This window comes from Pectobacterium atrosepticum (assembly GCA_019056595.1).
GTDB classification, from domain to species: Bacteria; Pseudomonadota; Gammaproteobacteria; order Enterobacterales; family Enterobacteriaceae; genus Pectobacterium; species Pectobacterium atrosepticum.
The window spans coordinates 3054641-3078676 of the sequence record CP036163.1; the positions used below are offsets into that span (position 1 = coordinate 3054641).

22 protein-coding genes are annotated in these 24036 nt (G+C 52.3%); 17 read left to right on the forward strand and 5 right to left on the reverse strand.

Annotated elements, in window-relative coordinates; all coding sequences use genetic code 11:
* Positions 1-5: 5 nt before the first annotated feature.
* Positions 6-719, reverse strand: a complete 714-nt coding sequence (locus DCX48_14520; GenBank protein ID QXE15631.1) for a GntR family transcriptional regulator — start codon at positions 717-719, stop codon at positions 6-8.
* Between the two features lie 54 nt (positions 720-773).
* Complete coding sequence (locus tag DCX48_14525) at positions 774-1925, reverse strand: acetylornithine deacetylase (GenBank protein ID QXE15632.1); 1152 nt, start codon at positions 1923-1925, stop codon at positions 774-776.
* A 202-nt stretch (positions 1926-2127) separates the two neighbouring features.
* Between DCX48_14525 and argC the strand changes: the two genes are divergently transcribed.
* The 12 genes from argC to hemB all read left to right on the forward strand — a co-directional run bounded on the left by argC (position 2128) and on the right by hemB (position 13940).
* A complete protein-coding gene (argC, locus tag DCX48_14530; protein ID QXE15633.1) occupies positions 2128-3132 on the forward strand; it encodes an N-acetyl-gamma-glutamyl-phosphate reductase in 1005 nt (334 codons plus the stop codon).
* A gap of 37 nt (positions 3133-3169) precedes the next feature.
* Entirely contained in the window at positions 3170-3943 is a 774-nt protein-coding gene (gene argB, locus DCX48_14535; GenBank protein ID QXE15634.1) for an acetylglutamate kinase, read from the forward strand.
* A gap of 61 nt (positions 3944-4004) precedes the next feature.
* Positions 4005-5378: an argininosuccinate lyase gene (locus tag DCX48_14540; GenBank protein ID QXE15635.1), complete on the forward strand. Its 1374-nt coding sequence runs from the start codon at positions 4005-4007 to the stop codon at positions 5376-5378.
* Positions 5379-5612: 234 nt separating this feature from the next.
* Positions 5613-7142 (forward strand): DNA recombination protein RmuC, encoded by a 1530-nt coding sequence (gene rmuC / locus DCX48_14545; GenBank protein QXE15636.1) that lies wholly within the window; start codon positions 5613-5615, stop codon positions 7140-7142.
* Positions 7143-7310: 168 nt separating this feature from the next.
* Positions 7311-8066, forward strand: coding sequence for a bifunctional demethylmenaquinone methyltransferase/2-methoxy-6-polyprenyl-1,4-benzoquinol methylase UbiE (ubiE, locus tag DCX48_14550; protein QXE15637.1), 756 nt, complete (start codon positions 7311-7313; stop codon positions 8064-8066).
* A 12-nt stretch (positions 8067-8078) separates the two neighbouring features.
* A complete protein-coding gene (locus DCX48_14555; protein QXE15638.1) occupies positions 8079-8702 on the forward strand; it encodes an SCP2 domain-containing protein in 624 nt (207 codons plus the stop codon).
* On the forward strand, positions 8699-10339 hold the full coding sequence (ubiB, locus tag DCX48_14560) for a ubiquinone biosynthesis regulatory protein kinase UbiB (protein QXE15639.1): 1641 nt from the start codon (positions 8699-8701) through the stop codon (positions 10337-10339). Before DCX48_14555 ends, ubiB begins: the two co-directional genes overlap by 4 nt.
* Positions 10340-10421: 82 nt before the next feature.
* On the forward strand, positions 10422-10682 hold the full coding sequence (tatA, locus tag DCX48_14565; protein ID QXE15640.1) for a Sec-independent protein translocase subunit TatA: 261 nt from the start codon (positions 10422-10424) through the stop codon (positions 10680-10682).
* Positions 10683-10685: 3 nt separating this feature from the next.
* Entirely contained in the window at positions 10686-11279 is a 594-nt protein-coding gene (gene tatB / locus DCX48_14570; protein QXE15641.1) for a Sec-independent protein translocase subunit TatB, read from the forward strand.
* A gap of 3 nt (positions 11280-11282) precedes the next feature.
* On the forward strand, positions 11283-12038 hold the full coding sequence (tatC, locus tag DCX48_14575; protein QXE15642.1) for a Sec-independent protein translocase subunit TatC: 756 nt from the start codon (positions 11283-11285) through the stop codon (positions 12036-12038).
* A gap of 79 nt (positions 12039-12117) precedes the next feature.
* Positions 12118-12900, forward strand: a complete 783-nt coding sequence (gene tatD, locus DCX48_14580; protein ID QXE15643.1) for a 3'-5' ssDNA/RNA exonuclease TatD — start codon at positions 12118-12120, stop codon at positions 12898-12900.
* Positions 12901-12917: 17 nt separating this feature from the next.
* Positions 12918-13940, forward strand: a complete 1023-nt coding sequence (hemB, locus tag DCX48_14585) for a porphobilinogen synthase (GenBank protein ID QXE15644.1) — start codon at positions 12918-12920, stop codon at positions 13938-13940.
* A 61-nt stretch (positions 13941-14001) separates the two neighbouring features.
* Here hemB and rfaH read toward each other — a convergent pair whose 3' ends face one another.
* Positions 14002-14490: a transcription/translation regulatory transformer protein RfaH gene (gene rfaH, locus DCX48_14590; GenBank protein ID QXE15645.1), complete on the reverse strand. Its 489-nt coding sequence runs from the start codon at positions 14488-14490 to the stop codon at positions 14002-14004.
* Positions 14491-14690: 200 nt separating this feature from the next.
* On the opposite strand from rfaH, the gene DCX48_14595 reads away from it, so the two are divergent.
* Together DCX48_14595 and DCX48_14600 are read left to right on the forward strand one after the other, a co-directional pair.
* Entirely contained in the window at positions 14691-16187 is a 1497-nt protein-coding gene (locus DCX48_14595) for a 4-hydroxy-3-polyprenylbenzoate decarboxylase (GenBank protein ID QXE15646.1), read from the forward strand.
* A gap of 49 nt (positions 16188-16236) precedes the next feature.
* Positions 16237-16938 carry an NAD(P)H-flavin reductase gene (locus tag DCX48_14600; GenBank protein ID QXE15647.1) on the forward strand — a complete coding sequence of 234 codons (702 nt, stop codon included), beginning with the start codon at positions 16237-16239 and terminating at the stop codon, positions 16936-16938.
* Positions 16939-17031: 93 nt separating this feature from the next.
* Here DCX48_14600 and fadA read toward each other — a convergent pair whose 3' ends face one another.
* Together fadA and fadB are read right to left on the reverse strand one after the other, a co-directional pair.
* Positions 17032-18195 (reverse strand): acetyl-CoA C-acyltransferase FadA, encoded by a 1164-nt coding sequence (gene fadA, locus DCX48_14605; GenBank protein ID QXE15648.1) that lies wholly within the window; start codon positions 18193-18195, stop codon positions 17032-17034.
* A gap of 11 nt (positions 18196-18206) precedes the next feature.
* Positions 18207-20396 carry a fatty acid oxidation complex subunit alpha FadB gene (gene fadB, locus DCX48_14610; protein QXE15649.1) on the reverse strand — a complete coding sequence of 730 codons (2190 nt, stop codon included), beginning with the start codon at positions 20394-20396 and terminating at the stop codon, positions 18207-18209.
* Between the two features lie 185 nt (positions 20397-20581).
* On the opposite strand from fadB, the gene DCX48_14615 reads away from it, so the two are divergent.
* Genes DCX48_14615 through trkH form a run of 3 tightly spaced genes read left to right on the forward strand, consistent with a single transcriptional unit; the run spans position 20582 to position 24019 of the window.
* Positions 20582-21913 carry a Xaa-Pro dipeptidase gene (locus DCX48_14615; protein ID QXE15650.1) on the forward strand — a complete coding sequence of 444 codons (1332 nt, stop codon included), beginning with the start codon at positions 20582-20584 and terminating at the stop codon, positions 21911-21913.
* On the forward strand, positions 21913-22524 hold the full coding sequence (locus tag DCX48_14620) for an IMPACT family protein (protein QXE15651.1): 612 nt from the start codon (positions 21913-21915) through the stop codon (positions 22522-22524). Before DCX48_14615 ends, DCX48_14620 begins: the two co-directional genes overlap by 1 nt.
* Before the next feature lie 43 nt (positions 22525-22567).
* Complete coding sequence (gene trkH / locus DCX48_14625; GenBank protein ID QXE15652.1) at positions 22568-24019, forward strand: Trk system potassium transporter TrkH; 1452 nt, start codon at positions 22568-22570, stop codon at positions 24017-24019.
* Positions 24020-24036 lie beyond the last annotated feature (17 nt).

Genomic DNA, 24036 nt, shown 5'->3' on the forward strand with positions numbered 1-24036 from the left:
GTCGCTTACGGCGACTGACGGAAGGCTAGGTTATCGAGGTTTAAGGGGATGACGTAGGTGCAGGTGTAATCTATATCGATGATATCGCTCGATTCGTACACGCGCCCGCCCTGTAAAATTCCGCGATTAAGAATATGCATCGCCGCCGTGCCTTTCTTGCAGCCCAACAGCTCAGCCTGTGCTTTAGTGACGTTAACCGCCTGATAATGTGTCAGGTAGTGTGAAATTGCATAGCCCTTGCTGAGCACATACTGCTGAATAGAGCCTTCAATAATCTTCTGACTCATCTCAGGGAAGTCTGCGGCAGGCATTTTCGATATCTCAATCTGCACCTTGCGGTTATCGACATAGCGTAAGCGGCTGAATTCCCAGATGAACGCATTGTCGCTGATAGCAAAGACCTGCTGCTCTTCTCGGTTCGGCAGGCGTTTATGTAGGCTAAGCAGGCGAGATGAAATCTGAGTAAATTTCTTTTCGGTAATCGAGTTATAAACCAGTGGGTTACTGCGTACGCCCTGATTAATGAAATTACCCGAGCCTTGCACCATATGGATCGCGCCGATACTGGCGAGTTTTTCCAGCGCCTGACGAATAGTAAAGCGCGACACGCCGTATTCTTCCGCCAACTGGCGTTCCGGCGGCAGCTTTTCCGGCAGCGGATCGGTGTGCTGATAGATTTTGCTCAGTAAATCCTGCGCGATGAAATCTTTCTTTTTCATGGGCTGTCTCAAAATGGCCCTGCCAGCATAGCTGACAAGGCCGCTTTCATCGGATCAGTGGTGGCAGAAGTGATGAATAACCTGCGAAATCAGTTCCCGCGTCGGTTTGATAAACGCGGTATCAATATATTCATCCGGCTGGTGCGCCTGTTCGATCGATCCCGGCCCCAAGACCAGCGTCGGGCACAGCGTCTGAATAAACGGCGCTTCGGTGCAGTAGTTCACAATTTCCGTTTTCGTCCCCAGCAGATTCTCCACGACTGATATTAGACGGTGATCGGGCGGGCACTCATAGCCGGGAATCGGGGGATGCAGTTCGCTGATGGTCAACCGACCCGGCCAGCGCTGGCTGACGGGCGCAAGTGCTTCTGACAGCAGTCCGTCCAGATCGTTAAGCGTAATACCCGGCAGCGGGCGAATATCCATATGCAGTTCACAGCAGCCGCAGATACGGTTTGCGGCATCGCCGCCGTGAATATGACCGAGATTCATCGTGGGGTAAGGAATGTGGAAAATTGGGTTGTGATAGCGTTCCTGTAGGGTATTGCGCAGCACCAACAGGTGGGAAATTGCCTCGTGCATCAGCTCAATCGCGTTTACGCCGCGTGAAGGATCGCTGGAATGGCCGGATTGACCCTGAATACGAATCGCATTGGACATATGGCCTTTGTGCGCCCGCACTGGTTGCAGCGAGGTGGGTTCGCCGATGATGGCGCAGTCCGGGCGAATCTGCGTGGATTCGGAGAAATATTTGGCGCCAGCCATCGTCGTTTCTTCATCCGCCGTTGCCAGTACATAGAGCGGCTTCGTGAGCTTGGTCGGATCGATATCGCGCAAGGCATCCAGAATAAAGGCAAAGAACCCTTTCATATCCGCCGTGCCCAGACCGTACAGCTTGTTGTCGTGTTCGGTCAGCGTGAAGGGGTCGCGCGTCCAGCGACCGTCGTCGAACGGAACGGTGTCGGTGTGCCCTGCCAACAATAAGCCACCTTTTCCTTCACCAATCCGCGCTAGCATATTAAATTTATTGAGGGTGCCGGGAACCGGTTGGACTTCAACATGGAAGCCGATATCGCCGAACCAGCCTGCCAGCAGGTTGATTAAGGTATGATTACTTTGATCGAGCGCGCTGTCGGTGGCACTGATGGACGGTGTGGCGATCAATGCCCGATATAGCTCAATAAAAGGGGGTAAATTCATCTTCACTGTTGACAGCCTCTGGTTAGGATAGTATCAATATTCATGCATTTATTTTGAATAAAAATACAATATTGCTCGGCGAAAGGAAACCCAAAGGTACGGCGATGACGATTCGTCACTTTCACTGAGTTTCGCGGGTGAGCAGCGTATCGACGCTGGTGAACCCTGTTACCTGTTCCATAGATAAATAAGAAGGTATACGGATCCCATGCTGAATACGCTGATTGTTGGTGCAAGTGGTTATACCGGCGCTGAGCTTGCGCTCTACCTGAACCGTCACCCACAGATGAACATAACCGCTTTGATGGTTTCTGCGCAAAGTGTCGATGCAGGAAAATTGATTTCTGATTTACATCCGCAGCTCAAAGGCATCATTGATATACCGGTAAAACCGCTGACTGATGCTGAAGAAGCGGCGAAGGGCGTGGATGTTGTTTTTCTGGCGACTGACCACAAAGTCAGCCACGATTTGGCCCCGATTTTTCTGGCGGCAGGCTGCACTGTTTTTGATTTGTCCGGCGCGTTTCGCGTACAGGATGCCGAATTTTATCGTCGCTATTATGGCTTCGAACATCAGCACACCGACTGGCTGGCAAAAGCGGTTTACGGGCTGGCGGAATGGCGCGCTGAAAGCGTAAAACAGGCACAGCTGATTGCAGTACCGGGCTGTTATCCGACGGCTGCGCAGCTGGCGCTGAAGCCGCTGCTTGATGCTCAACTGCTGAATTCAGCCCAGTGGCCGGTGATTAATGCCGTGAGCGGAGTGAGCGGCGCGGGGCGTAAAGCATCACTGACCAGCAGCTTCTGTGAAGTCAGCCTGCAACCGTATGGTATTTTCAACCACCGCCATGAGCCTGAAATTTCAACACATCTCGGTACGCCAGTGATTTTCACGCCGCATTTGGGCAACTTCGCCCGTGGCATTCTGGAAACCATCACTTGTCGCCTGCAGCCGGGCGTCACCCAGCAGGATGTCGCTGAAGCCTATCACAACGCTTATCACGATAAGCCGCTGGTTCGTCTGTATGATAAGGGCGTTCCGGCGCTGAAATCTGTTGTTGGCCTGCCGTTCTGCGATATCGGTTTCGCCGTTGACGGTGAGCACCTCATCGTGGTGGCAACCGAAGATAACCTGCTGAAAGGCGCGGCGGCACAGGCTGTGCAATGCATGAACATTCGTTTTGGTTTCCCTGAAACCCAATCGTTAATTTAATGACTACTGGTCCCGACATTTCGAGGCACGAAGCATAATGAATCCGTTAATTATCAAGTTAGGTGGCGTTTTACTGGATAGCGAAGAAGCGCTGGAGCGCCTGTTCACAGCACTGGTGGCTTACCGTCAGGAACATCAGCGTCCGTTGGTGATTGTGCACGGCGGTGGCTGTCTGGTGGATGAACTGATGAAGAAACTGTCGCTGCCTGTCGTGAAGAAAAACGGCCTGCGCGTCACGCCTGCCGATCAGATCGACATCATTACCGGTGCGCTGGCGGGTTCAGCCAACAAGACGCTGCTGTCATGGGCGAAGAAGCATGATATCAACGCTGTGGGTTTGTGCCTGGGCGATGGTGACAGCACGACGGTAACGCAGTTAGATGAATCTCTGGGTTTTGTGGGTAAAGCGGAAGCAGGATCGCCAGCGCTGCTGAACACGCTGCTTTCTGCGGGCTATCTGCCTGTCGTCAGCTCCATCGGTATTACGGCGCAGGGTGACCTGATGAACGTCAACGCCGATCAGGCGGCAACGGCGCTGGCGCAAACGCTGGGCGCGGATTTAATCCTGCTGTCTGATGTTAGTGGCATTCTGGACGGTAAAGGCCAGCGTATTGCCGAAATGACGGCGGAGAAAGCCGAGCAACTGATTGCTCAGGGCATCATCACCGACGGCATGATTGTTAAGGTTAACGCTGCGCTGGATGCCGCTCGTGCGCTGGGCCGTCCGGTTGATATCGCCAGCTGGCGTCATGCCGAGCAACTGCCCGCGCTGTTCAGCGGTGTGGCTATCGGCACGCGTATTCTGGCGTAAGTCGTTTCTGGGTATGGCATGATGCGATACCAACATGAATTACATTCTGGGAGTAATGGTTATGGCTTTGTGGGGCGGTCGGTTTAGTCAGGCAGCAGATCAGCGTTTTAAACAATTTAATGACTCACTGCGGTTTGATTACCGTCTGGCGGAACAGGACATCGTTGGCTCGATTGGCTGGTCGAAAGCGTTGGTGACGGTCAATGTGCTCAGCGAGCAGGAACAGCAACAACTGGAACAGGCGCTGGATGCGCTGCTGGTTGAGGTACAAGCCGATCCTGAGATGATCCTGCAAAGCGATGCAGAAGACATTCACAGCTGGGTTGAGCTGCGCCTGATTGAGAAAGTCGGCGATTTAGGTAAGAAATTGCATACCGGTCGCAGCCGTAACGATCAGGTCGCAACTGACCTGAAACTGTGGTGCAAGGCACAGATTGCAGAGCTGCTGCTGTCGGTACGCCAGCTGCGTCAGGCGCTGGTCACGACGGCAGAAGCCAATCAGGATGCCGTAATGCCGGGTTACACCCACTTGCAGCGCGCGCAGCCAGTGACGTTTGCACACTGGTGTCTGGCTTATCATGAAATGTTAACTCGTGATGAAAGTCGTCTGGAAGATACGCTGAAGCGTCTGGATGTCAGCCCGCTGGGCTGCGGGGCGCTGGCAGGAACGGCTTATCCGATTGACCGTGAGCAGTTAGCAGACTGGCTGGGCTTTGCCTCTGCTACGCGCAACAGTCTGGACACGGTTTCCGATCGCGATCATGTGCTGGAACTGCTGTCCAACGCCTCAATTGGCATGGTTCACCTGTCGCGCTTTGCTGAAGATCTGATCTTCTTCAATAGCGGTGAAGCCGCGTTCGTCGAGCTGTCTGACCGTGTGACATCCGGTTCCTCCCTGATGCCGCAGAAGAAAAACCCGGATGCGCTGGAGCTGATTCGCGGTAAATGCGGTCGCGTACAGGGTGCATTGACCGGCATGATGATGACGCTGAAAGGCTTGCCGCTGGCGTATAACAAAGACATGCAGGAAGATAAAGAAGGGCTGTTTGATGCGCTGGATACCTGGCACGACTGCCTGATGATGGCGGGTCTGGTGCTGGAAGGCATTCAGGTTAAACGTCCGCGCTGTAAAGAAGCCGCTGAGCAAGGCTACGCAAACTCTACAGAGCTGGCAGACTATCTGGTCGCGAAAGGCGTCCCGTTCCGTGAAGCGCACCACATCGTGGGTGAAGCGGTGGTTGAAGCCATTCGTCAGGGCAAAGCGTTGGAAGCACTGCCGCTGACCGATTTGCAAAAATTCAGTGCGGTGATTGGCAATGACGTATACCCGATTCTTGCGTTGCAATCCTGTCTGGATAAGCGTGCTGCACAAGGTGGCGTATCACCGCAGCAGGTCGCTAAAGCGATTAGCGATGCGAAACAGCGCTTAGCCTAAGCATTACTAGAATAGGTCTACGCTATACCTTAAGTTCCCTCAACGTTGGTGCTTCGCGTTGGGGGATTTCTTTGTTATCGCTCTGATTCTTCTGCAAATTATCGTCTGTTGATACTCATATGGAATGCGGCTCGCATTTTTCGGCTCAACCGACTCCCCTCCTGAATTGTTTCTGGACATCCATACAGTATCATTTTACCTTGACCGACAGCGTGAAAGGCCTGCGGAGGTAAAGTGGATATCAGCATATTTTATGGTCTAGGCGGTGGTGCGGTGGGTCTGCTGATCGGGTGGTTAATTGCTAGTCTGATTCATCAGCAGAAGCTGTCGCAGCATAATACTGAACAGCGGTTGCTGGCGCAGACATTGCAGCAGACTCAACAGTCACTCAGTGAACAGCAGCAGGCAAAGCAGCAGGATGAACAACGACTGCGGCAAAACGAGCTGGAACTGCGCACGGTTCACGCTCAACTCTCTGCCAGCCATGAAAAGCTGCAACAACTTGGCGAACTCCGCACTGAATGCGTGCAGCTAAATCAGGAACTGCGGACGTTGCGTGAAATCAATAGTGCGCAGGAAGCCGAACTGCGGGAAGTCACTATTCGGCTGGAAGAAACCCGTATGGCAGCGGAAGAGAAGCAGCGGCTGCTGGCAAGCAGCGAACAGCGGTTGACGACACAGTTTGAGAATCTGGCGAACCGCATTTTCGAACACAGTGGCCGCAAGGTGGATGAACAAAATAAACAGAGTCTGGATAAGCTGCTGATGCCGTTGCGTGACCAGCTTGATGGGTTTCGTCGCCAGGTGCAGGACAGTTTTGGCGCGGAAGCGCGCGAGCGTCACACGTTGGCACATGAGATCCGCAATCTGCAACAGCTGAACGCGCAGATGGCACACGAGGCCATCAACCTGACGAAAGCGCTGAAAGGCGACAATAAGACGCAGGGTAACTGGGGCGAAGTGGTGTTAAGCCGTGTGCTGGAAGCCTCCGGTCTGCGTGAAGGCTATGAATATCAAACACAGGTCAGCGTGCAAACGGGGACAAATAGCCGTTTGCAACCCGATGTCATCGTGCGTTTACCGCAGGGTAAAGATGTTGTGATCGATGCCAAGATGTCGCTGGTGGCCTACGAGCGCTATTTCAATAGTGACGATGACGTAGAACGTAGTGCGGCGCTGAACGAACATTTACTCTCGGTTCGCAGCCATATTCGGCAGTTGAGCAGCAAAGATTACCAACAGCTTCCGGGGCTGCGTTCTCTGGACTACGTACTGATGTTTATTCCCGTCGAACCCGCTTTTCTGGTCGCTATCGATCGCCAGCCCGAGTTGATCAACGAGGCGCTAAAGAACAATATTATGCTGGTCAGCCCGACCACGCTGCTGGTGGCATTACGTACTATCAACAATTTATGGCGCTATGAACAACAGAGTCGCAATGCACAGCAGATCGCCGAAAAAGCCTCACGGCTGTACGATAAGCTGCGGTTGTTTGTGGATGACATGGAGGCGCTGGGGCAGAGTCTGGATAAAGCACAGGGCACTTATCGTCAGGCGATGAATAAACTTTCGTCTGGGCGTGGTAACCTTATTGGCCAAGCTGAGGGATTTCGCGCGCTGGGTGTAGAAATTAAACGCACGATCAGCCCGTCATTGGCAGAAAAAGCAATGGCCCATGAGCACACTGAACACGATGAATTACTGGGTTCTATAGCACCTGAAACTGCCTCCCCAACCGTAAAAACGGAGGGTGAAGGAGCGTAGCCAACGCACAAGCAGTTTGAAGTCTGACGGATATAAATAGGTATGGATTTCGCGGGCTTGGCACCCATGCTATGCGAAATTAGTGCAGTGGGGTTTTTATACGGGTCTGGTACACTCTCATCATTAATGGGTAGACCCGAAATTTGACTGAAATAGTAGGCGGATAAGATGGCAAGTGAGCAGGAGAAAACGGCCGACTTTGGTTTTCGGACTGTCGCCAAGGATGAAAAAGAAGTCATGGTGGCTGAGGTTTTTCATTCTGTAGCGGCAAAGTATGACCTGATGAATGACCTGATGTCTTTTGGTATTCACCGTATCTGGAAGCGTTTCACTATCGAGTGCAGTGGAGTCAGGCGTAATCAGCGCGTTCTGGATCTTGCTGGAGGAACAGGGGATTTGACTGCCAAGTTCTCCCGTATGGTTGGTGAGGGCGGTGAAGTCATTCTGGCGGATATCAACGCATCCATGTTGAAGGTGGGCCGCGAGAAACTGCGTAACAAAGGCATTATCGACAATATCAACTACGTGCAGGCCAATGCAGAAGCGCTGCCGTTCCCTGATGATTTCTTCGACTGCATTACTATTTCCTTTGGTCTGCGCAACGTGACGGACAAAAACAAAGCGCTGCGCTCCATGTACCGTGTTCTGAAGCCCGGTGGTCGGTTGCTGGTGTTGGAGTTTTCCAAACCGGTGATTAAACAGCTGAGCACTATTTACGATGCGTATTCATTTCATATCCTGCCGAGGATTGGCGAAGCGGTGGCAAGCGATGCCGGAAGCTATCGCTATCTTGCTGAATCCATCCGCATGCACCCCGATCAGGAAACGCTGAAAGGGATGATGAGCGACGCTGGTTTTGACAGTGTTAACTATTTCAACCTCACCGGTGGAATCGTTGCGCTGCATCGTGGGTTTAAATTCTGATTGGAAACGCCAATGCTGATAACGTCTTTTCTGACAGCCACGCTGGAAACCGCGCTGAATCAGCTGCTTTTTCACGACGCTTTTTCTTGTGATCGAAGCATGAAATCTGCCCGTCAGCGCTTACAGGGAAAAACACTCCAGATCGAGCTGGCTGAACTGGATGTCCCCTTGGTGCTGGTGTTTAACGAACAGCGGCTGGATGTTGTTAGCCAGTGGGACGAGTTGGCTGATTGCCGTCTGAAAACACGCGTTCCGGTTCTGATGAAATTACGCGATCGTCAACAGCTATCGTCGCTGATGCGCAGCGGCGAACTGATCATTGAAGGCGATATTCAAGTCGTTCAACAGTTCATCGTGCTGTGTGATCTGGCGGAGTGCGATCCGGCTGAATGGTTATCCCCTTATCTGGGCGATATTGTTGCTCAGGGGCTTAGCCAGACGGCACAGAAAACACTGAGTTTCCTGAGACGGTCATTACATCAGCAGCAACATTTCCTTTCCGAGACGTTAACGGAAGAGTGGCGATTGGCACCGGGAAAACTGGAGAATGCCTGGTTCCATGAGGAAATTGTTGCGCTGGATAAATCCGTCGATACGTTGTCCGAACGGCTGGCGAAATTGGAGGCTTTACGATGACGCCCAGCGAATTACGCCGCCTCTACAGCATTGTGCGTGTACTGTTGAGCTACGGTCTGGACGAACTCATTCCTAAGATGCGTCTGACGTTTCCGCTGCGTGTGGGGCGTCGCCTGCTATTTTGGTTACCTAATCGCCACCGCAACATGCCTTTAGGGGAACGTCTGCGTTTAGCGCTTCAGGAATTGGGGCCAGTGTGGATTAAGTTTGGGCAAATGATGTCGACGCGCCGCGATCTGTTCCCGCCCGCTATCGCCGATCAACTGGCGATGTTGCAGGATAAGGTTGAGCCATTTGATGGCAAACTGGCGCGTGAGCAGATTGAGTTGGCGATGGAGGGTATCCCTCTTGAAGAGTGGTTTGATGATTTTGACATCAAACCGTTGGCCTCGGCCTCGATTGCACAGGTTCATACCGCCCGTCTGAAAAGTACGGGAAAAGAAATCGTTATCAAGGTGATCCGCCCGGATATTCTGCCAGTCATCAAGGCAGATATGCGCTTGATGAAACGTCTGGCTGGCTGGTTGCCCCGCCTGTTGCCGGATGGTCGCCGCTTGCGTCCGCGCGAAGTGGTGATGGAATACGAAAAAACGTTACTTGATGAGCTGAACTTGCTGCGAGAAGCGGCAAATGCCATCCAACTACGGCGTAATTTTGAGAATAGCCCGATGCTGTATGTGCCGGAAATTTATTCTGATTATTGCAGAGAAAGTATGTTGGTAATGGAACGTATCTACGGTATTCCTGTTTCTGATGTCGACGCGCTGAAAGCCAATGGCACGGATATGAAGTTACTGGCAGAACGCGGCGTTCAGGTTTTCTTCACGCAGGTATTTCGCGACAGTTTCTTCCACGCGGATATGCATCCCGGCAATATCTTTATTAGTTACGATCACCCGGAAGACCCGCAATACATCGGGATTGATTGTGGTATCGTCGGTTCGTTGAATAAAGAAGATAAGCGCTATCTGGCCGAGAATTTTATCGCCTTCTTCAACCGTGATTATCGCAAAGTCGCCGAACTGCATGTGGATTCGGGCTGGGTGCCTCCAGACACCAATGTTGCAGATTTTGAGTTTGCTATTCGTACGGTCTGTGAGCCGATTTTTGAGAAGCCGTTAGCGGAAATTTCGTTCGGCCATGTATTATTGAATTTGTTTAATACGGCGCGTCGCTTCAATATGGAAGTACAGCCTCAACTGGTGTTGCTGCAAAAAACGTTGCTGTATATTGAAGGTGTTGGTCGGCAGCTTTATCCGCAGCTCGACCTGTGGAAAACGGCTAAGCCGTTTCTGGAGAGCTGGCTGAAGCAACAGGTCGGTTTACCTGCGGTTTTTCGTGCGCTCAAAGAAAAGGCACCGTTCTGGGCTGAGAAATTACCGGAAATCCCTGAACTTTTTTATGACGGACTTCGTCAGCATAAGATGTTAAAACAAAGCGTCGATAAGCTGGCATATGAGCTGAGAACGCAGCAGGCACGTCAAGGACAGTCACGATATCTTTTGGGTATTGGCGCAACGCTGCTAATCGGTGGTACGTTGTTACTGATCAGTCGTGTTGAAGCCGATATGGTTCCCACAGGGTTGATCGCGGCAGGAATTGTCGCTTGGATTATCGGTTGGCGTCGAACTCGTTGAAGCAGATCATGATGCACGTCAGAATTACCCGATACAATAACGAGAATTCTGTCGTTCCCCTTTTTGAAAAGAGGTAAATGTTATGGGTGGTATTAGTCTTTGGAACCTGTTGATTATCGCAGTTATCGTCATCTTGCTGTTCGGAACCAACAAGCTGAGAACGCTGGGTTCTGATCTGGGTGCATCCATCAAGGGCTTTAAAAAAGCGATGGGTGACGATCAGCCGTCCACGAATGCAGACAAAGCGCAGCCAGATGCTGATTTCTCTACTAAATCTATCGCTGACAACCAATCAGACGCCAAGCAGGGCGACACGAAGAGCCAGCATAAAGAGCAGGTGTAATCTGTGTTCGATATCGGTTTTGGTGAATTGCTATTGGTGATGGTTCTCGGCCTGATAGTCCTTGGGCCTGAGCGTTTGCCTGTTGCAGTCAGAACGGTTGCAAGCTGGATCAGGACGCTGCGTTCACTGGCGTCTACGGTTCAGAATGAACTGTCTCAGGAGCTGAAACTCCAGGAGTTTCAGGAAAGCCTGAAGAAAGTCGAAAAAGCCAGTTTGCAGAATCTGTCGCCTGAGTTGAAAGCCTCAATGGATGAACTTAAAGATGCGGCAGAAGCGATGAAACGTGGCTATACCGAGATACCGTCACCGCAAAAATCAGACGATCCCAAAAAATCAGGTGATCATAGTGCGACGGTGGAACCGCAGAGCAATATCCCGTTAAACGATCCTGAAGCGGCCTACGATGGGGTGATTGAAGCGGAAACCGCAGTACGTCCGGCAGACAGCCAGCAGGAGCCTGAGAACGCTGCTGTTGCTGAGAATCACAATGATGGCCGCCACGCCACAAGTGATGAAGCTGTCGGTAACAATAATGTCAAACCTGAGCAGTCACAGCCTTCTGCTGCTTCTGCCCGCCAACCGAGCGATAGTCGTTAGTTTATGGCCGATGAAGATACTCAACCGCTAATTAGCCACCTGATTGAGCTACGTAAGCGGCTACTGAACAGCATTATCTGTGTGTTGGCGGTATTTGTTGTACTGGTGTACTTTGCCAATGACATTTACCAAGTGGTTTCTGCCCCGCTCATCAAGCAATTGCCTGCGGGCGCCAGCATGATCGCGACCGATGTCGCCTCGCCTTTCTTTACGCCGATAAAGCTGACGATGATTGTCTCAGTGTTTGTCGCCGCGCCTTTGGTGCTGTATCAGGTGTGGGCGTTTGTGGCTCCTGCTCTGTATAAACACGAACGTCGCTTAATGATGCCGTTGCTGGTATCCAGCAGCCTGCTGTTTTATTCGGGTATGGCGTTCGCGTACTTTGTGGTATTCCCGCTGGCATTTGGCTTTTTTGCGAAAACCGCGCCCGTCGGCGTGTTGATTGCGACCGACATCAATAACTACCTCGATTTCGTTATGGCGCTGTTCATGGCATTCGGGATATCGTTTGAAGTGCCGGTTGCCATTGTGCTGCTCTGCTGGAGCGGTGTGGTGACGCCAGAAGATCTGAAGAAAAAGCGGCCTTATATTTTGGTGGGTGCATTCGTTGTCGGGATGCTGCTGACGCCGCCGGATGTTTTCTCACAGACGCTACTGGCGATTCCGATGTACCTGCTGTTTGAAATCGGTGTGTTCTTCGCGCGGTTTTATGTTGGCAAAGGCCGACGACGGACTGAAACTGAAGAGCCATCGCAGTAACTCACGGTTTCCTGCGGCAGGACGGTAAAATGACCTCTCTTTGAGAGGTCTTATTTTTTTATTCGCCAGAGTGAGAGTCATGTTTGATATCGGTGTCAATCTAACCAGTTCCCAGTTTGAAAAAGATAGGGGGCAGGTCGTCATCCGAGCAAAGCTAGCGGGTGTCAGTGGCATCTTAATCACGGGAACTAACGCCCAGGAAAGTCATCAGGCAATGCTGCTGGCGCAAGCCTATCCCGATTACTGTTGGTCAACGGCGGGTGTCCATCCGCATGATGCTAGCCAATGGAATGACGCTATTGCCGAACAGCTTCACCAAATGGCAAACGCTGCCTGTGTAGTCTCCATTGGTGAATGCGGATTGGATTTCAACCGTAACTTTTCTACCCCAGAAGAGCAGGAACAGGCATTCAGTGCACAGTTAGCGATAGCGGCTGAGCTGTCCATACCGGTCTTCCTTCACTGTCGTGATGCACATCCCCGCTTTATTTCCCTGCTTACGCCATGGTTGAGCCAGTTACCTGCTGCAGTGGTTCACTGCTTTACCGGCAATCGCCATGAATTGGATGAGTGTCTGGCGGCGGGACTGATGATTGGCATCACTGGCTGGGTTTGCGATGAGCGTCGTGGGCTTGAGCTACGCGCCTTATTGCCACATATTCCTGCCGATCGGCTGTTGGTGGAAACCGACGCACCTTATCTGTTACCCCGGGGTTTACGCCCTAAACCGGCATCCCGTCGTAACGAACCCTGTTATCTGCCTCATATTATTCGCCAGATTGCGGAGTGGCGTGGAGAAGATGCCACATGGCTGGGACAGACAACAGATGAAAATGCCCGCCGGGTTTTCCGGCTGGCCTGATTCAGGAGAATAATGACATGAGCAATGCTTTTCCCGGCACGTTCCCCGGCCGACGTATGCGCCGTATTCGCCGCCATGATTTCAGCCGCCGCCTTGTTGCTGAAAATCAACTGACGGTGAATGATTTGATTTATCCCGTTTTTGTGATGGAAGGGACAAATCATCGTCAGGAAGTTCCCTCAATGCCGGGGGTATACCGGATGACTATCGACGTGCTTCTGAAAGAAGCCGAAGAGATCGCTAAGCTCGGCGTTCCGGTACTGTCGCTGTTCCCCGTTATTGAAGCGGATAAGAAATCACTCTATGCCGAAGAAGCCTATAACTCGGATGGCCTTGTTCCTCGTACGATCCGCGCGCTGAAAGGTGCCGTCCCAGAGCTGGGTTTGCTGACGGATGTGGCGCTCGATCCCTATACCACGCACGGTCAAGACGGGATTATTGATGAAGATGGCTATGTGATTAATGACGTCACCAAGGAGATTTTGGTGCGTCAGGCGCTGTCTCACGCTGAAGCCGGAGCAGAAATTATTGCGCCTAGCGATATGATGGATGGCCGTATCGGCGCTATTCGTGACACCCTGGAAGCACAAAACCTGATCAATACGCAGATCATGGCGTATTCGGCTAAGTATGTATCGTGCTATTACGGGCCTTTCCGTGATGCCGTGGGCTCAGCAAGTAATCTGAAAGGCGGCAACAAGAAAACCTACCAGATGGACCCGGCCAACAGCGATGAAGCCTTGCAGGAAATTGCGCAGGATTTGCAGGAAGGCGCGGACATGGTGATGGTCAAACCGGGGATGCCATATCTGGACGTGGTTCGTCGCGTCAAGGATACGTTCGGTGTGCCGACGTTTGCTTATCAGGTATCTGGCGAGTATGCGATGCACATGGCGGCGATTCAGAACGGCTGGCTACAGGAACAACCGGTGGTCATGGAGTCTCTATTGTGCTTCAAACGCGCTGGCGCGGATGGTGTGCTGACCTACTTTGCCAAGCGTGTTGCACAGTGGCTACACGATCAACACATGCAACGCTAAGCGGGTTATTTATCCGGCGCGGTGTAAACGTGCCGGATGGAAATAGTCAGGAGCGTTAGGACTAGGCTTTGCGAAACTCGCGATTATCGATGCTCTGCCTGACCTGCTTGTTCAACATATTCAGCAACAACATCGAGCGGGCTTCGCCGTCAGGTTCGCTGTAGATAGCCTGAAGACCAGAGAAAATACCGTCGGTAATGACCACGCTATCGCCGGACTGTGGCGTCAGTGGATCAATGATTACCTGCATGGGGCGAAGTGACAGCTCATCGATAACCTGCTGCGGAATAGTCGCTGGCAGTGCGCCAAACCGCACAAAGTTACTCACCCCACGCGTTGCGCTGATGGTGGTAGTGTGGATGCGCTCGGGGTCGAACTCCACAAACAGGTAGTTCGGGAACAGCGGCTCACAGACTTCAGTTCGTTTACCGCGAACGATTTTATCCAGCGCGATCATCGGGCTCACGCAGGTTACCTCCTGACGTTCCAGGTGCTCTTTCGCTCGCAGCAGTTGACCACGTTTACAATATAGTAAGTACCAGGCTTCCATAATTTCGCAGACTTATGATTCCGACGGGCAAGCATAACAAAAGCAAGCACGGATAAAAAATTTTCGGCAGATATTTTTGTTACCACATTCTGGCGATCGAATTCTTGATGGTGATTAGATTCTTGCCATAAATAGGCGCTGTGGGAAGCGACAGGCTGGCGAAGAGACTTTATAATAGCCAGAACGATAGACTGCCTCCGATGAATAGCATGAAATACCGTGACTTACGCGAGTTCCTCTCGCTGCTGGAAGAGAGAGGGGAGTTGAAACGCATTACTCAGCCCATCGATCCCTACCTTGAAATGACGGAAATTGCCGACCGGACGCTGCGTGCCGAAGGCCCAGCCCTCCTGTTTGAGAACCCCAAAGGCTATGACATGCCGGTGCTGTGCAATTTATTTGGCACGCCGAAACGTGTTGCATTGGGAATGGGACAGGAAGAGGTCAGTGCATTGCGAGATGTGGGCAAACTGCTGGCGTTTTTGAAAGAGCCAGAGCCACCTAAAGGGTTCCGCGATCTGGTAGATAAAATGCCGAAGTTCCGTCAGGTGCTGAATATGCCGACGAAACGGCTGTCTTCGGCACCGTGTCAGGAGCAGATCTGGCAGGGTGATGATGTTGACCTGCGTCGGATTCCGGTGATGCAGTGCTGGCCAGAAGATGCCGCGCCGCTCATCACCTGGGGGCTCACCGTGACGCGCGGGCCGCACAAAGAGCGACAGAATCTGGGGATCTATCGCCAGCAGGTGCTAGGCAAAAACAAACTGATCATGCGTTGGCTATCTCATCGCGGCGGCGCACTGGATTTCCAGGAATGGTGTCAGGAAAATCCGGGGCAGCGTTTCCCCGTGGCTGTTGCGCTAGGGGCTGACCCTGCGACGATTCTCGGTGCAGTGACGCCCGTGCCCGACACGCTGTCGGAATATGCCTTTGCGGGTTTACTGCGTGGGCATAAGACGGAAGTTGTGAAGTGCCTGTCGAGCGATTTGGAAGTTCCCGCCAGTGCGGAAATTGTTCTTGAAGGCTATATTGAACCCGGAGAAATGGCGGCTGAAGGGCCTTATGGCGACCATACCGGCTATTACAATGAAGTCGATCACTTTCCGGTCTTTACCGTCACGCATATCACGCAACGCCAGAATGCCATTTATCACTCGACTTATACGGGGCGGCCACCGGATGAACCCGCCGTGCTGGGCGTGGCGTTGAACGAAGTTTTCGTGCCGATCCTGCAAAAGCAGTTTCCTGAGATTGTCGATTTTTATTTGCCACCGGAGGGTTGCTCTTACCGTCTGGCGGTCGTTACCATGAAGAAACAGTACGCTGGCCATGCCAAACGCGTCATGATGGGCGTCTGGTCTTTTTTACGCCAGTTCATGTATACGAAATTTGTTATTGTCTGCGATGATGACATTAACGCGCGCGACTGGAAGGACGTGATATGGGCGATTACGACGCGCATGGATCCGGCACGCGATACGGTATTAGTGGAAAATACACCGATAGACTATCTTGATTTCGCCTCACCGGTTTCTGGTCTGGGCTCCAAAATGGGTCTGGACGCCACCAATAAATGGCCTGGTGAAACTCAGCGTGAGTGGGGACACCCCATCAAGAAAGATCCGCAGGTTTGTGCCCGCATTGATGAAATATGGGACGAATTGGCCATTTTTAGTGACAGAGAGCCCCGGCGTTAACGGCTGCCCTGTTCTCAGTTTTGCTTTTATGACCCTATAGAGGGAATGCATGACAACATTGAGCTGTAAAGTGACTTCGGTAGAAGCCATAACCGATACGGTCTATCGCGTTCGTTTATTACCTGAAGCGCCTTTTTCCTTTCGGGCCGGTCAGTATTTGATGGTAGTCATGGGCGATCGGGATAAACGTCCTTTCTCACTGGCATCAACCCCGATGGATAAAAACTTTATCGAGTTACACATTGGGGCGTCCGAACTGAATCTTTACGCGATGGCGGTGATGGAACGCATTCACAAGGAAAAAACCCTGACGGTCGACATCCCGCATGGCGAAGCCTGGCTGCGTGAAGAGAGTACGCGTCCACTGGTGTTGATTGCCGGTGGAACTGGATTTTCGTACGTGCGCTCTATTCTGCTGACCGCGCTTGCACAGCAACCCGATCGCGATATCTCCATTTACTGGGGCGGACGTGAATCCCAGCATCTGTATGATTTAACAGAGCTTGAGGGTTTTGCAGCCAAGCACGCTAATCTGAGAGTAGTGCCTGTTGTCGAACAGCCAGAAGAAGGATGGGATGGCAGAACGGGTACCGTTCTGAGCGCGGTCCTGCAGGATTATGGCTCACTGGCAGAGCAGGATATTTATATTGCCGGGCGTTTTGAAATGGCGAAAATTGCGCGTGAGCGTTTTTGTAACGAGCGCGGTGCGTTGGTAGCTCACATGTTCAGCGATGCGTTTTCGTTTATTTAAAGCCGTCGGCGACAGTAAGAAATAAACAGTAAAAATCCCACAGTTGTGGGATTTTTTGTTTCTACAGGAGTTGCTTGCAGAGATTGTCTACGCTCAGGGGCGTTCAAATACCGTCGCAATACCTTGTCCTAAGCCGATGCACATCGTCGCTACTCCAAACTGAGCGTCGCGGCTTTCCATCAGATTAATCAATGTGGTGGAGATGCGTGCCCCCGAACAGCCGAGTGGGTGGCCCAGCGCGATGGCCCCGCCGTTGAGATTGACCTTTTCATCGAGCTGTTCCAATAGACCCAGATCTTTAATGCAGGGTAGCGTTTGGGCGGCGAATGCCTCATTCAGTTCAAAGATGCCGATATCGGCCAGACTCAAGCCTGCTCGTTTCAGCGCTAGTTTAGTGGCTGGGACAGGACCATAGCCCATAATTGAGGGATCGCAGCCCACCACGGCCATCGCCCGAATGCGGGCCCGCACTGGTAAGCTTAATGATGCTGCGCGGGATTCGCTCATGATCAACATGGCCGATGCGCCATCGGATAGAGCAGAGGATGACCCAGCTGTCACCGTGCCGTTAACCGGATCGAATGCCGGTTTGAGAGCGGCAAGACTATCGACGGTGGTTTCTGGGCGAATCACTTCATCATAATCGAAGCGCTGCAGCGCACCGTCTGCATCATGGCCTGACGTGGAGACGATTTCATGGCGAAATGCGCCAGATTGGGTGGCGTGATAGGCCCGTTGGTGCGAGCGGGCGGCGAATTGATCCTGCATCTCACGGCTAATATTGTGCATACGCGCGAGCATTTCGGCCGTCAGCCCCATCATTCCTGCGGCTTTAGCTATAGTGCGGCTCAGTCCCGGATGAAAATCGACGCCATGATTCATCGGCACATGTCCCATATGCTCAACGCCGCCGATTAAACAGACATTCGCGTCGCCAACCATAATCGCACGGGCGGCATCGTGGAGCGCCTGCATAGAAGAACCACAGAGTCTGTTAACTGTCGTTGCGGGTACGCTCACCGGGATTTCAGCTAACAAAGCGGCGTTACGGGCCACGTTGAAACCTTGCTCCAGTGTCTGCTGTACACATCCCCAATAGATATCGTCGATCTCACGGGCATCTAACGCTGTGTTACGGCTCAATAGGCTACGCATCAGGTGTGCGGATAGGTCTTCGGCTCTCACCTGACGGAAGGCTCCACCTTTGGATCGCCCCATCGGCGTGCGTACGGCATCAACAATCACTACCTTTTCCATATTTCCTGTCCTCATGCCGGTTGACCGTGGGAAACGTCCGCGTGTGGCGCGACCGATGGGTAATAGCCTTCATTGCTTCTGGCTTTTTGTTGTAAGCCGTCAGGCACTTGATAGATGGCGCTGAGGTGCGCCAGCTGTTGCGCCATCTCGACATAACGTTCGCTGCCCAACGTATCCAGATAGCGGCAGGCTCCGCCGTGGAAGGGAGGAAAACCTAACCCATATACCAGTGCCATGTCCGCTTCGGCAGGACTGGCGACAATACCTTCTTCCAGACAGCGCGCAACTTCATTAATCATTGGGATCATCATCCGAGCGATAATCTCTTCTGCGCTGAACGTTTTTTTCGGTTGGCTGATGTCTTTAAGGAGCGTATCTACGGCTTCATCCTGTTCTTTGCGCAGTTTCCCTTTGCTATCCGTTTGATAACGGTAGAAACCCTGACCATTTTTCTGCCCAAAGCGCTGATGCTCAAACAACACGTCAATCGCATCGCGATAGTCTTTCGCCATCCGCTGTGGAAAACCTTCCGCCATCACCGCTTGGGCATGGTGAGCGGTATCAATGCCGACAACGTCCAGCAGATAGGCTGGACCCATCGGCCAGCCGAATTTCTTCTCCATGACGTTATCGATCTCGCGGAAATCGGCACCGTCTCTGAGCAGTATGCTGAATGCTGCAAAGTAGGGGAACAGGACGCGATTTACGAAGAATCCTGGGCAATCGTTCACAACAATCGGCGTCTTGCCCATCTTGCTGGCGTAAGCCACCACGCTGGCGATGGTACTGTCACTGGTTTTAGGGCCGCGAATAATTTCGACCAGCGGCATGCGGTGTACCGGGTTGAAGAAGTGCATACCGCAGAAATTTTGCGGTCGTTTTAACGATGCAGCCAGCACAGCAATTGGAATCGTTGAGGTATTAGAAGCCAGAATCGTATTCTCGCTAACGTGCAATTCGGTTTCCGCTAATACGCTGGCTTTGATTTTCGGGTTCTCTACGACGGCTTCAACTACGATATCGGTACGTTCGAACCCGGCGTAATCCAGCGTCGGGTGAATGTTTGCCAAAATCGTCGCCATTTTCATTCCGTCCAGTTTGCCTCGTTCCATCTGTTTATTCAGGAGCTTAGCTGCCTCGTTCATCCCCAGCGCGAGTGGCTTCTCGTTGATATCCTTCATCCGAATTGGCACGCCTTTGAACGCGGATTGATAGGCAATTCCGCCGCCCATAATGCCCGCACCCAGCACGGCGGCCTGCTTTGGTACGGATGTTTCGCCAATCAGCTTCTTCGCTTTTCCTTTAACATATTGACCGTTGAGGAAAATGCCGACGAGGGCGCGAGCTTCATTTGAACGCGCCAGTTGAACGAAGTGCTGCGTTTCGAGCTGCAATGCCTCATCACGTGTCATGGTTGCGGCGGCTTCGATGGTTTTTACCGCTAACATCGGCGCTGGATAATGTTTCCCAGCGGTTTGTAGCACCATCGCTTTGGCGGTGGTAAAGCTCATCATGGCTTCAATTTTATTGAGCTTCAGCGCCTCAAGTTTCGGGCGTCGGTAACCCAGCCAGTCCAGCTCGCCATTTATGGCCTGCTTTAGCATCTTGATGGCGGCGGGAATCAGTTTTTCATTAGCGACAACAGCCTGCACCAGCCCCACTTTTAAAGCATCGGCTGCGCTGACGTCTTTACCTGCGGCGATAATCTCCAGCGCGCTGTCTGCACCTAACAGACGCGGTAGCCTGACTGTGCCGCCAAAGCCCGGCATGATTCCGAGTTTAGTCTCAGGCAACCCGATTCGTGCATCTGGCGTTGCTAAGCGAAAATCGGTCGCCAGCACGCATTCACATCCGCCTCCCAGCGCATAGCTATTAATCGCGGACAGCGTGGGAACGGGTAAATCCTCAAGACGGTTGAAAATGCTGTTGGCGAAGACAAGCCACTCATGCAGCTTTTCGGCCGGCGCGGCAAAAAGAGAAAGGAATTCCGTGATATCGGCACCGACAATAAATGCAGCTTTGTCTGATCGCAGCAGTAAGCCCTTCAGGTTCGGCTGTTCCGCCAGAACGTCCAGCGCCTTACCCAGGCTGGCAACCGTGCGGGTATCTAGCGTGTTTACAGAGCCAGGGGCAGAAAATACCAGCTCGGCAATGCCGTCCTCAAGCCAGTTAAGGTAGAGGGATTCACCTTGATAAAGCATGTTCATCTCCGCTGTTTGTGTGAGTGATCTGGTATGACCAGATAATCGAATTGTGGTTATAATGTTAATTTTTTGCAAACGGGAGATTAATTTTTTGCCGAATTGATCACAAAGCATGGGACGCTGCCCTTGGGTGATGCCTGTGTTAAAATGGAGGGATCAAGTCGTGACGTACAAGGATACTCATGGAAAAGCTGGCTTCTTTATATCATCACCATCTGGCTACGCTGCAAACGCGTGCTCAGGCGGTTTTAGTGCGCCATAAGCTTGACGCATTACTGATTCATTCTGGTGAGCTGTTGACCGTTTTTCTGGACGATCACGACTATCCTTTTAAAGTTAACCCGCAGTTTAAAGCTTGGGTGCCGGTCACGCAGGTGCCGAACTGCTGGCTATGGATTGATGGCGTTAATCCGCCGAAGCTGTGGTTCTATTCGCCGGTTGATTACTGGCATAGCGTTGCTCCGGTGCCCGAGAGCTTCTGGACCGCAGGGGTTGAGATTGCCGTGCTGCGCAATGCCGATGATATCGGGCAACTGCTTCCAGCACAGCGTGAGCGCGTTGCCTATATCGGCTATGCACCACAACGTGCACAGGGTTTGGGAATTCGGGCGGACAATATCAATCCTCAGGGCGTGTTAGATTATCTGCACTATCATCGCGCTTACAAAACAGACTACGAGCTGGCCTGCATGCGTGAAGCACAGAAGACGGCGGTTATCGGTCATCGTGCAGCGCATGAAGCGTTTCTTTCTGGCATGAGCGAGTTCGATATTAATTTGGCGTATCTGACGGCCACTGGCCATCGGGATATCGATGTGCCTTACGGCAATATCATTGCGCTCAATGAACATGCGGCAGTGTTGCACTATACCCAGTTAGATCATCAGGTGCCTTCCGATGTCCGCAGCTTTCTGATTGATGCAGGTGCTGAATATAACGGATATGCCGCTGACCTCACGCGAACCTACTCGGCACAGAGCGATGGGGCTTTTGCTCAACTGATTAAAGATCTCAATCAGGAAATGCTCGCGTTGATTGATACCATGCAGGCGGGAGTACGTTATACCGATTACCACATTCAGATGCATCAGCGGATTGCGAAGCTGCTGAAATCACATCAGTTGGTTCGGGATATCAGCGAAGAAGCCATGGTAGAGCAGGGGCTGACGTCGCCTTTCCTGCCGCACGGCCTTGGTCACCCGCTGGGCTTGCAGGTGCATGACGTCGCTGGGTTTATGCAAGACGATCGCGGTACACATCTGGCAGCACCGACGCAGCATCCTTACCTACGTTGTACCCGTGTGCTCGAACCTGGCATGGTCATGACGATCGAACCGGGCATCTACTTCATCGAATCCTTGCTCGCTCCGTGGCGCGAGGGTGCATGTAGTCAACACTTTGACTGGCAAAAAATCGATGCGCTGAAACCGTTTGGTGGTATTCGTATCGAGGATAATATTGTCATTCATGAAGGGCGCGTGGAAAACATGACGCGCGACCTGAATCTGGCCTGATGCACGCGTATCCCATTCTTACTGCGCCCGTGAGCTTCAGTGAGGAAATCAAGAAAAGCCGCTTTGCTACGATCCTGGCGGCAACGCCGGGAATCGACGCGGCAAAAGCGTTTATCCAGCACGTCAGAGAGGAACATGCCTCGGCGGGGCACCACTGCTGGGCGTTTGTTGCAGGAGCGCCTGACGATTCTCAACAGCTTGGTTTTTCTGACGATGGTGAGCCGTCCGGCACGGCGGGTAAACCGATGCTGTCGCAATTGATGGGAAGCGGTATCGGTGAGATTACGGCTGTGGTAGTGCGTTACTATGGAGGAATCCCGCTAGGGACTGGCGGGTTAGTGAAGGCTTATGGCGGTGGCGTTCAGCAAGCGCTGAAGCAGATATCGCTGCAAGAGAAGGTCTTGCAAAAAGAGTATGGCTTACAATGTGACTATGCGCTGTTGCCCCAGGTGGAATCACTGATCTTTCAGCTTGGCGGAAAAGTGCTGCATAGCGAGTATGGCGTGGACGTCGTATTGCGGTTCTCTCTCCCTATCAGGGGAACCGAGGAAGCGGCAACGAAATTGCGTGATTTAAGTCGCGGTGCGTTGCATTTATTGCCGATTCCATAATAATCCCAGCGCTTTTTTATGAATCATTAAGGAATTCCCTGCGATGCACTTGCGCGCCATAACCCGTATTGTCGGCCAGTTGGTTATCCTTTTTTCCGGAACGATGGTTATTCCCGGCCTGGTGGCGTTAATTTACCGCGATGGCGCAGGCCGTGCGTTTACGCAGACATTTATTGTCGCGCTGGCAATTGGCATCATGCTGTGGCTACCAAACCGCAAGCAGAAGCATGAACTGAAATCTCGTGAAGGATTCCTAATCGTTGTCCTCTTCTGGACGGTACTGGGAAGCGTTGGGGCTCTGCCTTTCCTGTTTGCGGAACACCCTAATCTGGGCGTAACGGATGCTTTTTTCGAATCGTTCTCTGGGTTAACGACAACGGGAGCGACCACGCTGGTCGGGCTGGATTCATTGCCTAAAGCCATCCTGTTTTATCGACAAATGCTGCAATGGTTTGGTGGGATGGGGATCATCGTTCTCGCCGTTGCTATCCTACCGATTCTTGGCGTCGGTGGGATGCAGTTGTATCGCGCAGAGATGCCGGGGCCGCTGAAGGAAAACAAAATGCGCCCGCGTATTGCCGATACGGCGAAAACGCTGTGGCTGATTTATCTCTTACTTACTATTGCTTGTGCTGTTGCGCTTTGGCTGGCGGGAATGCCAGTATTTGATGCAATTGGGCACAGTTTCTCTACGGTGTCAGTCGGAGGTTTCTCTACCCACGATGCCAGTATCGGCTACTTCAACAGCCCAACGATTAACACCATCATCGCGATATTCTTGCTGATTTCCGGCTGTAACTTTGGTTTGCACTTTGCCCTGCTGAGCGGCCGCAGCCTGAAGGTATACTGGCGTGACCCAGAATTTCGCATGTTCATTTTTGTTCAACTGTCGCTGGTGGCCGTGTGTACGATTGTCCTGTGGTTCCACCATGTTTATGACAGCGGTATGCAGACGATCAACCAGGCATTCTTCCAGGTTGTCTCTATGGCGACAACGGCAGGGTTTACGACGGATAGCATTGCATCGTGGCCACTTTTTCTGCCGGTTTTGCTTCTGTGTTCCGCGTTTATTGGCGGATGTGCGGGGTCAACTGGCGGCGGCTTGAAAGTGATTCGTATCCTGCTACTTTTCCTGCAAGGGTCGCGTGAGCTCAAGCGTTTAGTGCATCCGAATGCAGTTTACACAATTAAGTTGGGCCACCGAGCGTTACCGGAGCGCATTCTTGAAGCTGTATGGGGATTCTTTTCCGCGTATGCACTGGTTTTTATTGTCAGCATGCTGGCCGTCATTGCGACAGGCGTTGATGATTTCTCCGCGTTTGCTGCGGTCGCTGCCACATTGAATAATCTGGGGCCGGGGCTGGGTGTTGTCGCTGAGAATTTTACGTCGATGAATGATACGGCGAAATGGATTCTGATACTGACAATGCTGTTTGGTCGTTTGGAAGTCTTCACGCTTTTAGTGCTGTTTACGCCAACCTTCTGGCGGGAATAGTACCAATAAGGATAAAG

Bases quoted from the DNA above. Each gene is read 5' to 3' on its own strand.
- DCX48_14555 (QXE15638.1), top strand. From the start codon at position 8,079: ATGCTGATAACGTCTTTTCTGACAGCCACGCTGGAAACCGCGCTGAAT.
- trkH (QXE15652.1), top strand. From the start codon at position 22,568: ATGCACTTGCGCGCCATAACCCGTATTGTCGGCCAGTTGGTTATCCTT.
- tatD (QXE15643.1), top strand. From the start codon at position 12,118: ATGTTTGATATCGGTGTCAATCTAACCAGTTCCCAGTTTGAAAAAGAT.
- argC (QXE15633.1), top strand. From the start codon at position 2,128: ATGCTGAATACGCTGATTGTTGGTGCAAGTGGTTATACCGGCGCTGAG.
- DCX48_14520 (QXE15631.1), bottom strand. From the start codon at position 719: ATGAAAAAGAAAGATTTCATCGCGCAGGATTTACTGAGCAAAATCTAT.
- DCX48_14595 (QXE15646.1), top strand. From the start codon at position 14,691: ATGAATAGCATGAAATACCGTGACTTACGCGAGTTCCTCTCGCTGCTG.
- DCX48_14600 (QXE15647.1), top strand. From the start codon at position 16,237: ATGACAACATTGAGCTGTAAAGTGACTTCGGTAGAAGCCATAACCGAT.
- DCX48_14540 (QXE15635.1), top strand. From the start codon at position 4,005: ATGGCTTTGTGGGGCGGTCGGTTTAGTCAGGCAGCAGATCAGCGTTTT.
- fadB (QXE15649.1), bottom strand. From the start codon at position 20,396: ATGCTTTATCAAGGTGAATCCCTCTACCTTAACTGGCTTGAGGACGGC.
- ubiB (QXE15639.1), top strand. From the start codon at position 8,699: ATGACGCCCAGCGAATTACGCCGCCTCTACAGCATTGTGCGTGTACTG.
- hemB (QXE15644.1), top strand. From the start codon at position 12,918: ATGAGCAATGCTTTTCCCGGCACGTTCCCCGGCCGACGTATGCGCCGT.
- tatA (QXE15640.1), top strand. From the start codon at position 10,422: ATGGGTGGTATTAGTCTTTGGAACCTGTTGATTATCGCAGTTATCGTC.
- DCX48_14615 (QXE15650.1), top strand. From the start codon at position 20,582: ATGGAAAAGCTGGCTTCTTTATATCATCACCATCTGGCTACGCTGCAA.
- ubiE (QXE15637.1), top strand. From the start codon at position 7,311: ATGGCAAGTGAGCAGGAGAAAACGGCCGACTTTGGTTTTCGGACTGTC.
- DCX48_14620 (QXE15651.1), top strand. From the start codon at position 21,913: ATGCACGCGTATCCCATTCTTACTGCGCCCGTGAGCTTCAGTGAGGAA.
- argB (QXE15634.1), top strand. From the start codon at position 3,170: ATGAATCCGTTAATTATCAAGTTAGGTGGCGTTTTACTGGATAGCGAA.
- fadA (QXE15648.1), bottom strand. From the start codon at position 18,195: ATGGAAAAGGTAGTGATTGTTGATGCCGTACGCACGCCGATGGGGCGA.
- tatC (QXE15642.1), top strand. From the start codon at position 11,283: ATGGCCGATGAAGATACTCAACCGCTAATTAGCCACCTGATTGAGCTA.
- rfaH (QXE15645.1), bottom strand. From the start codon at position 14,490: ATGGAAGCCTGGTACTTACTATATTGTAAACGTGGTCAACTGCTGCGA.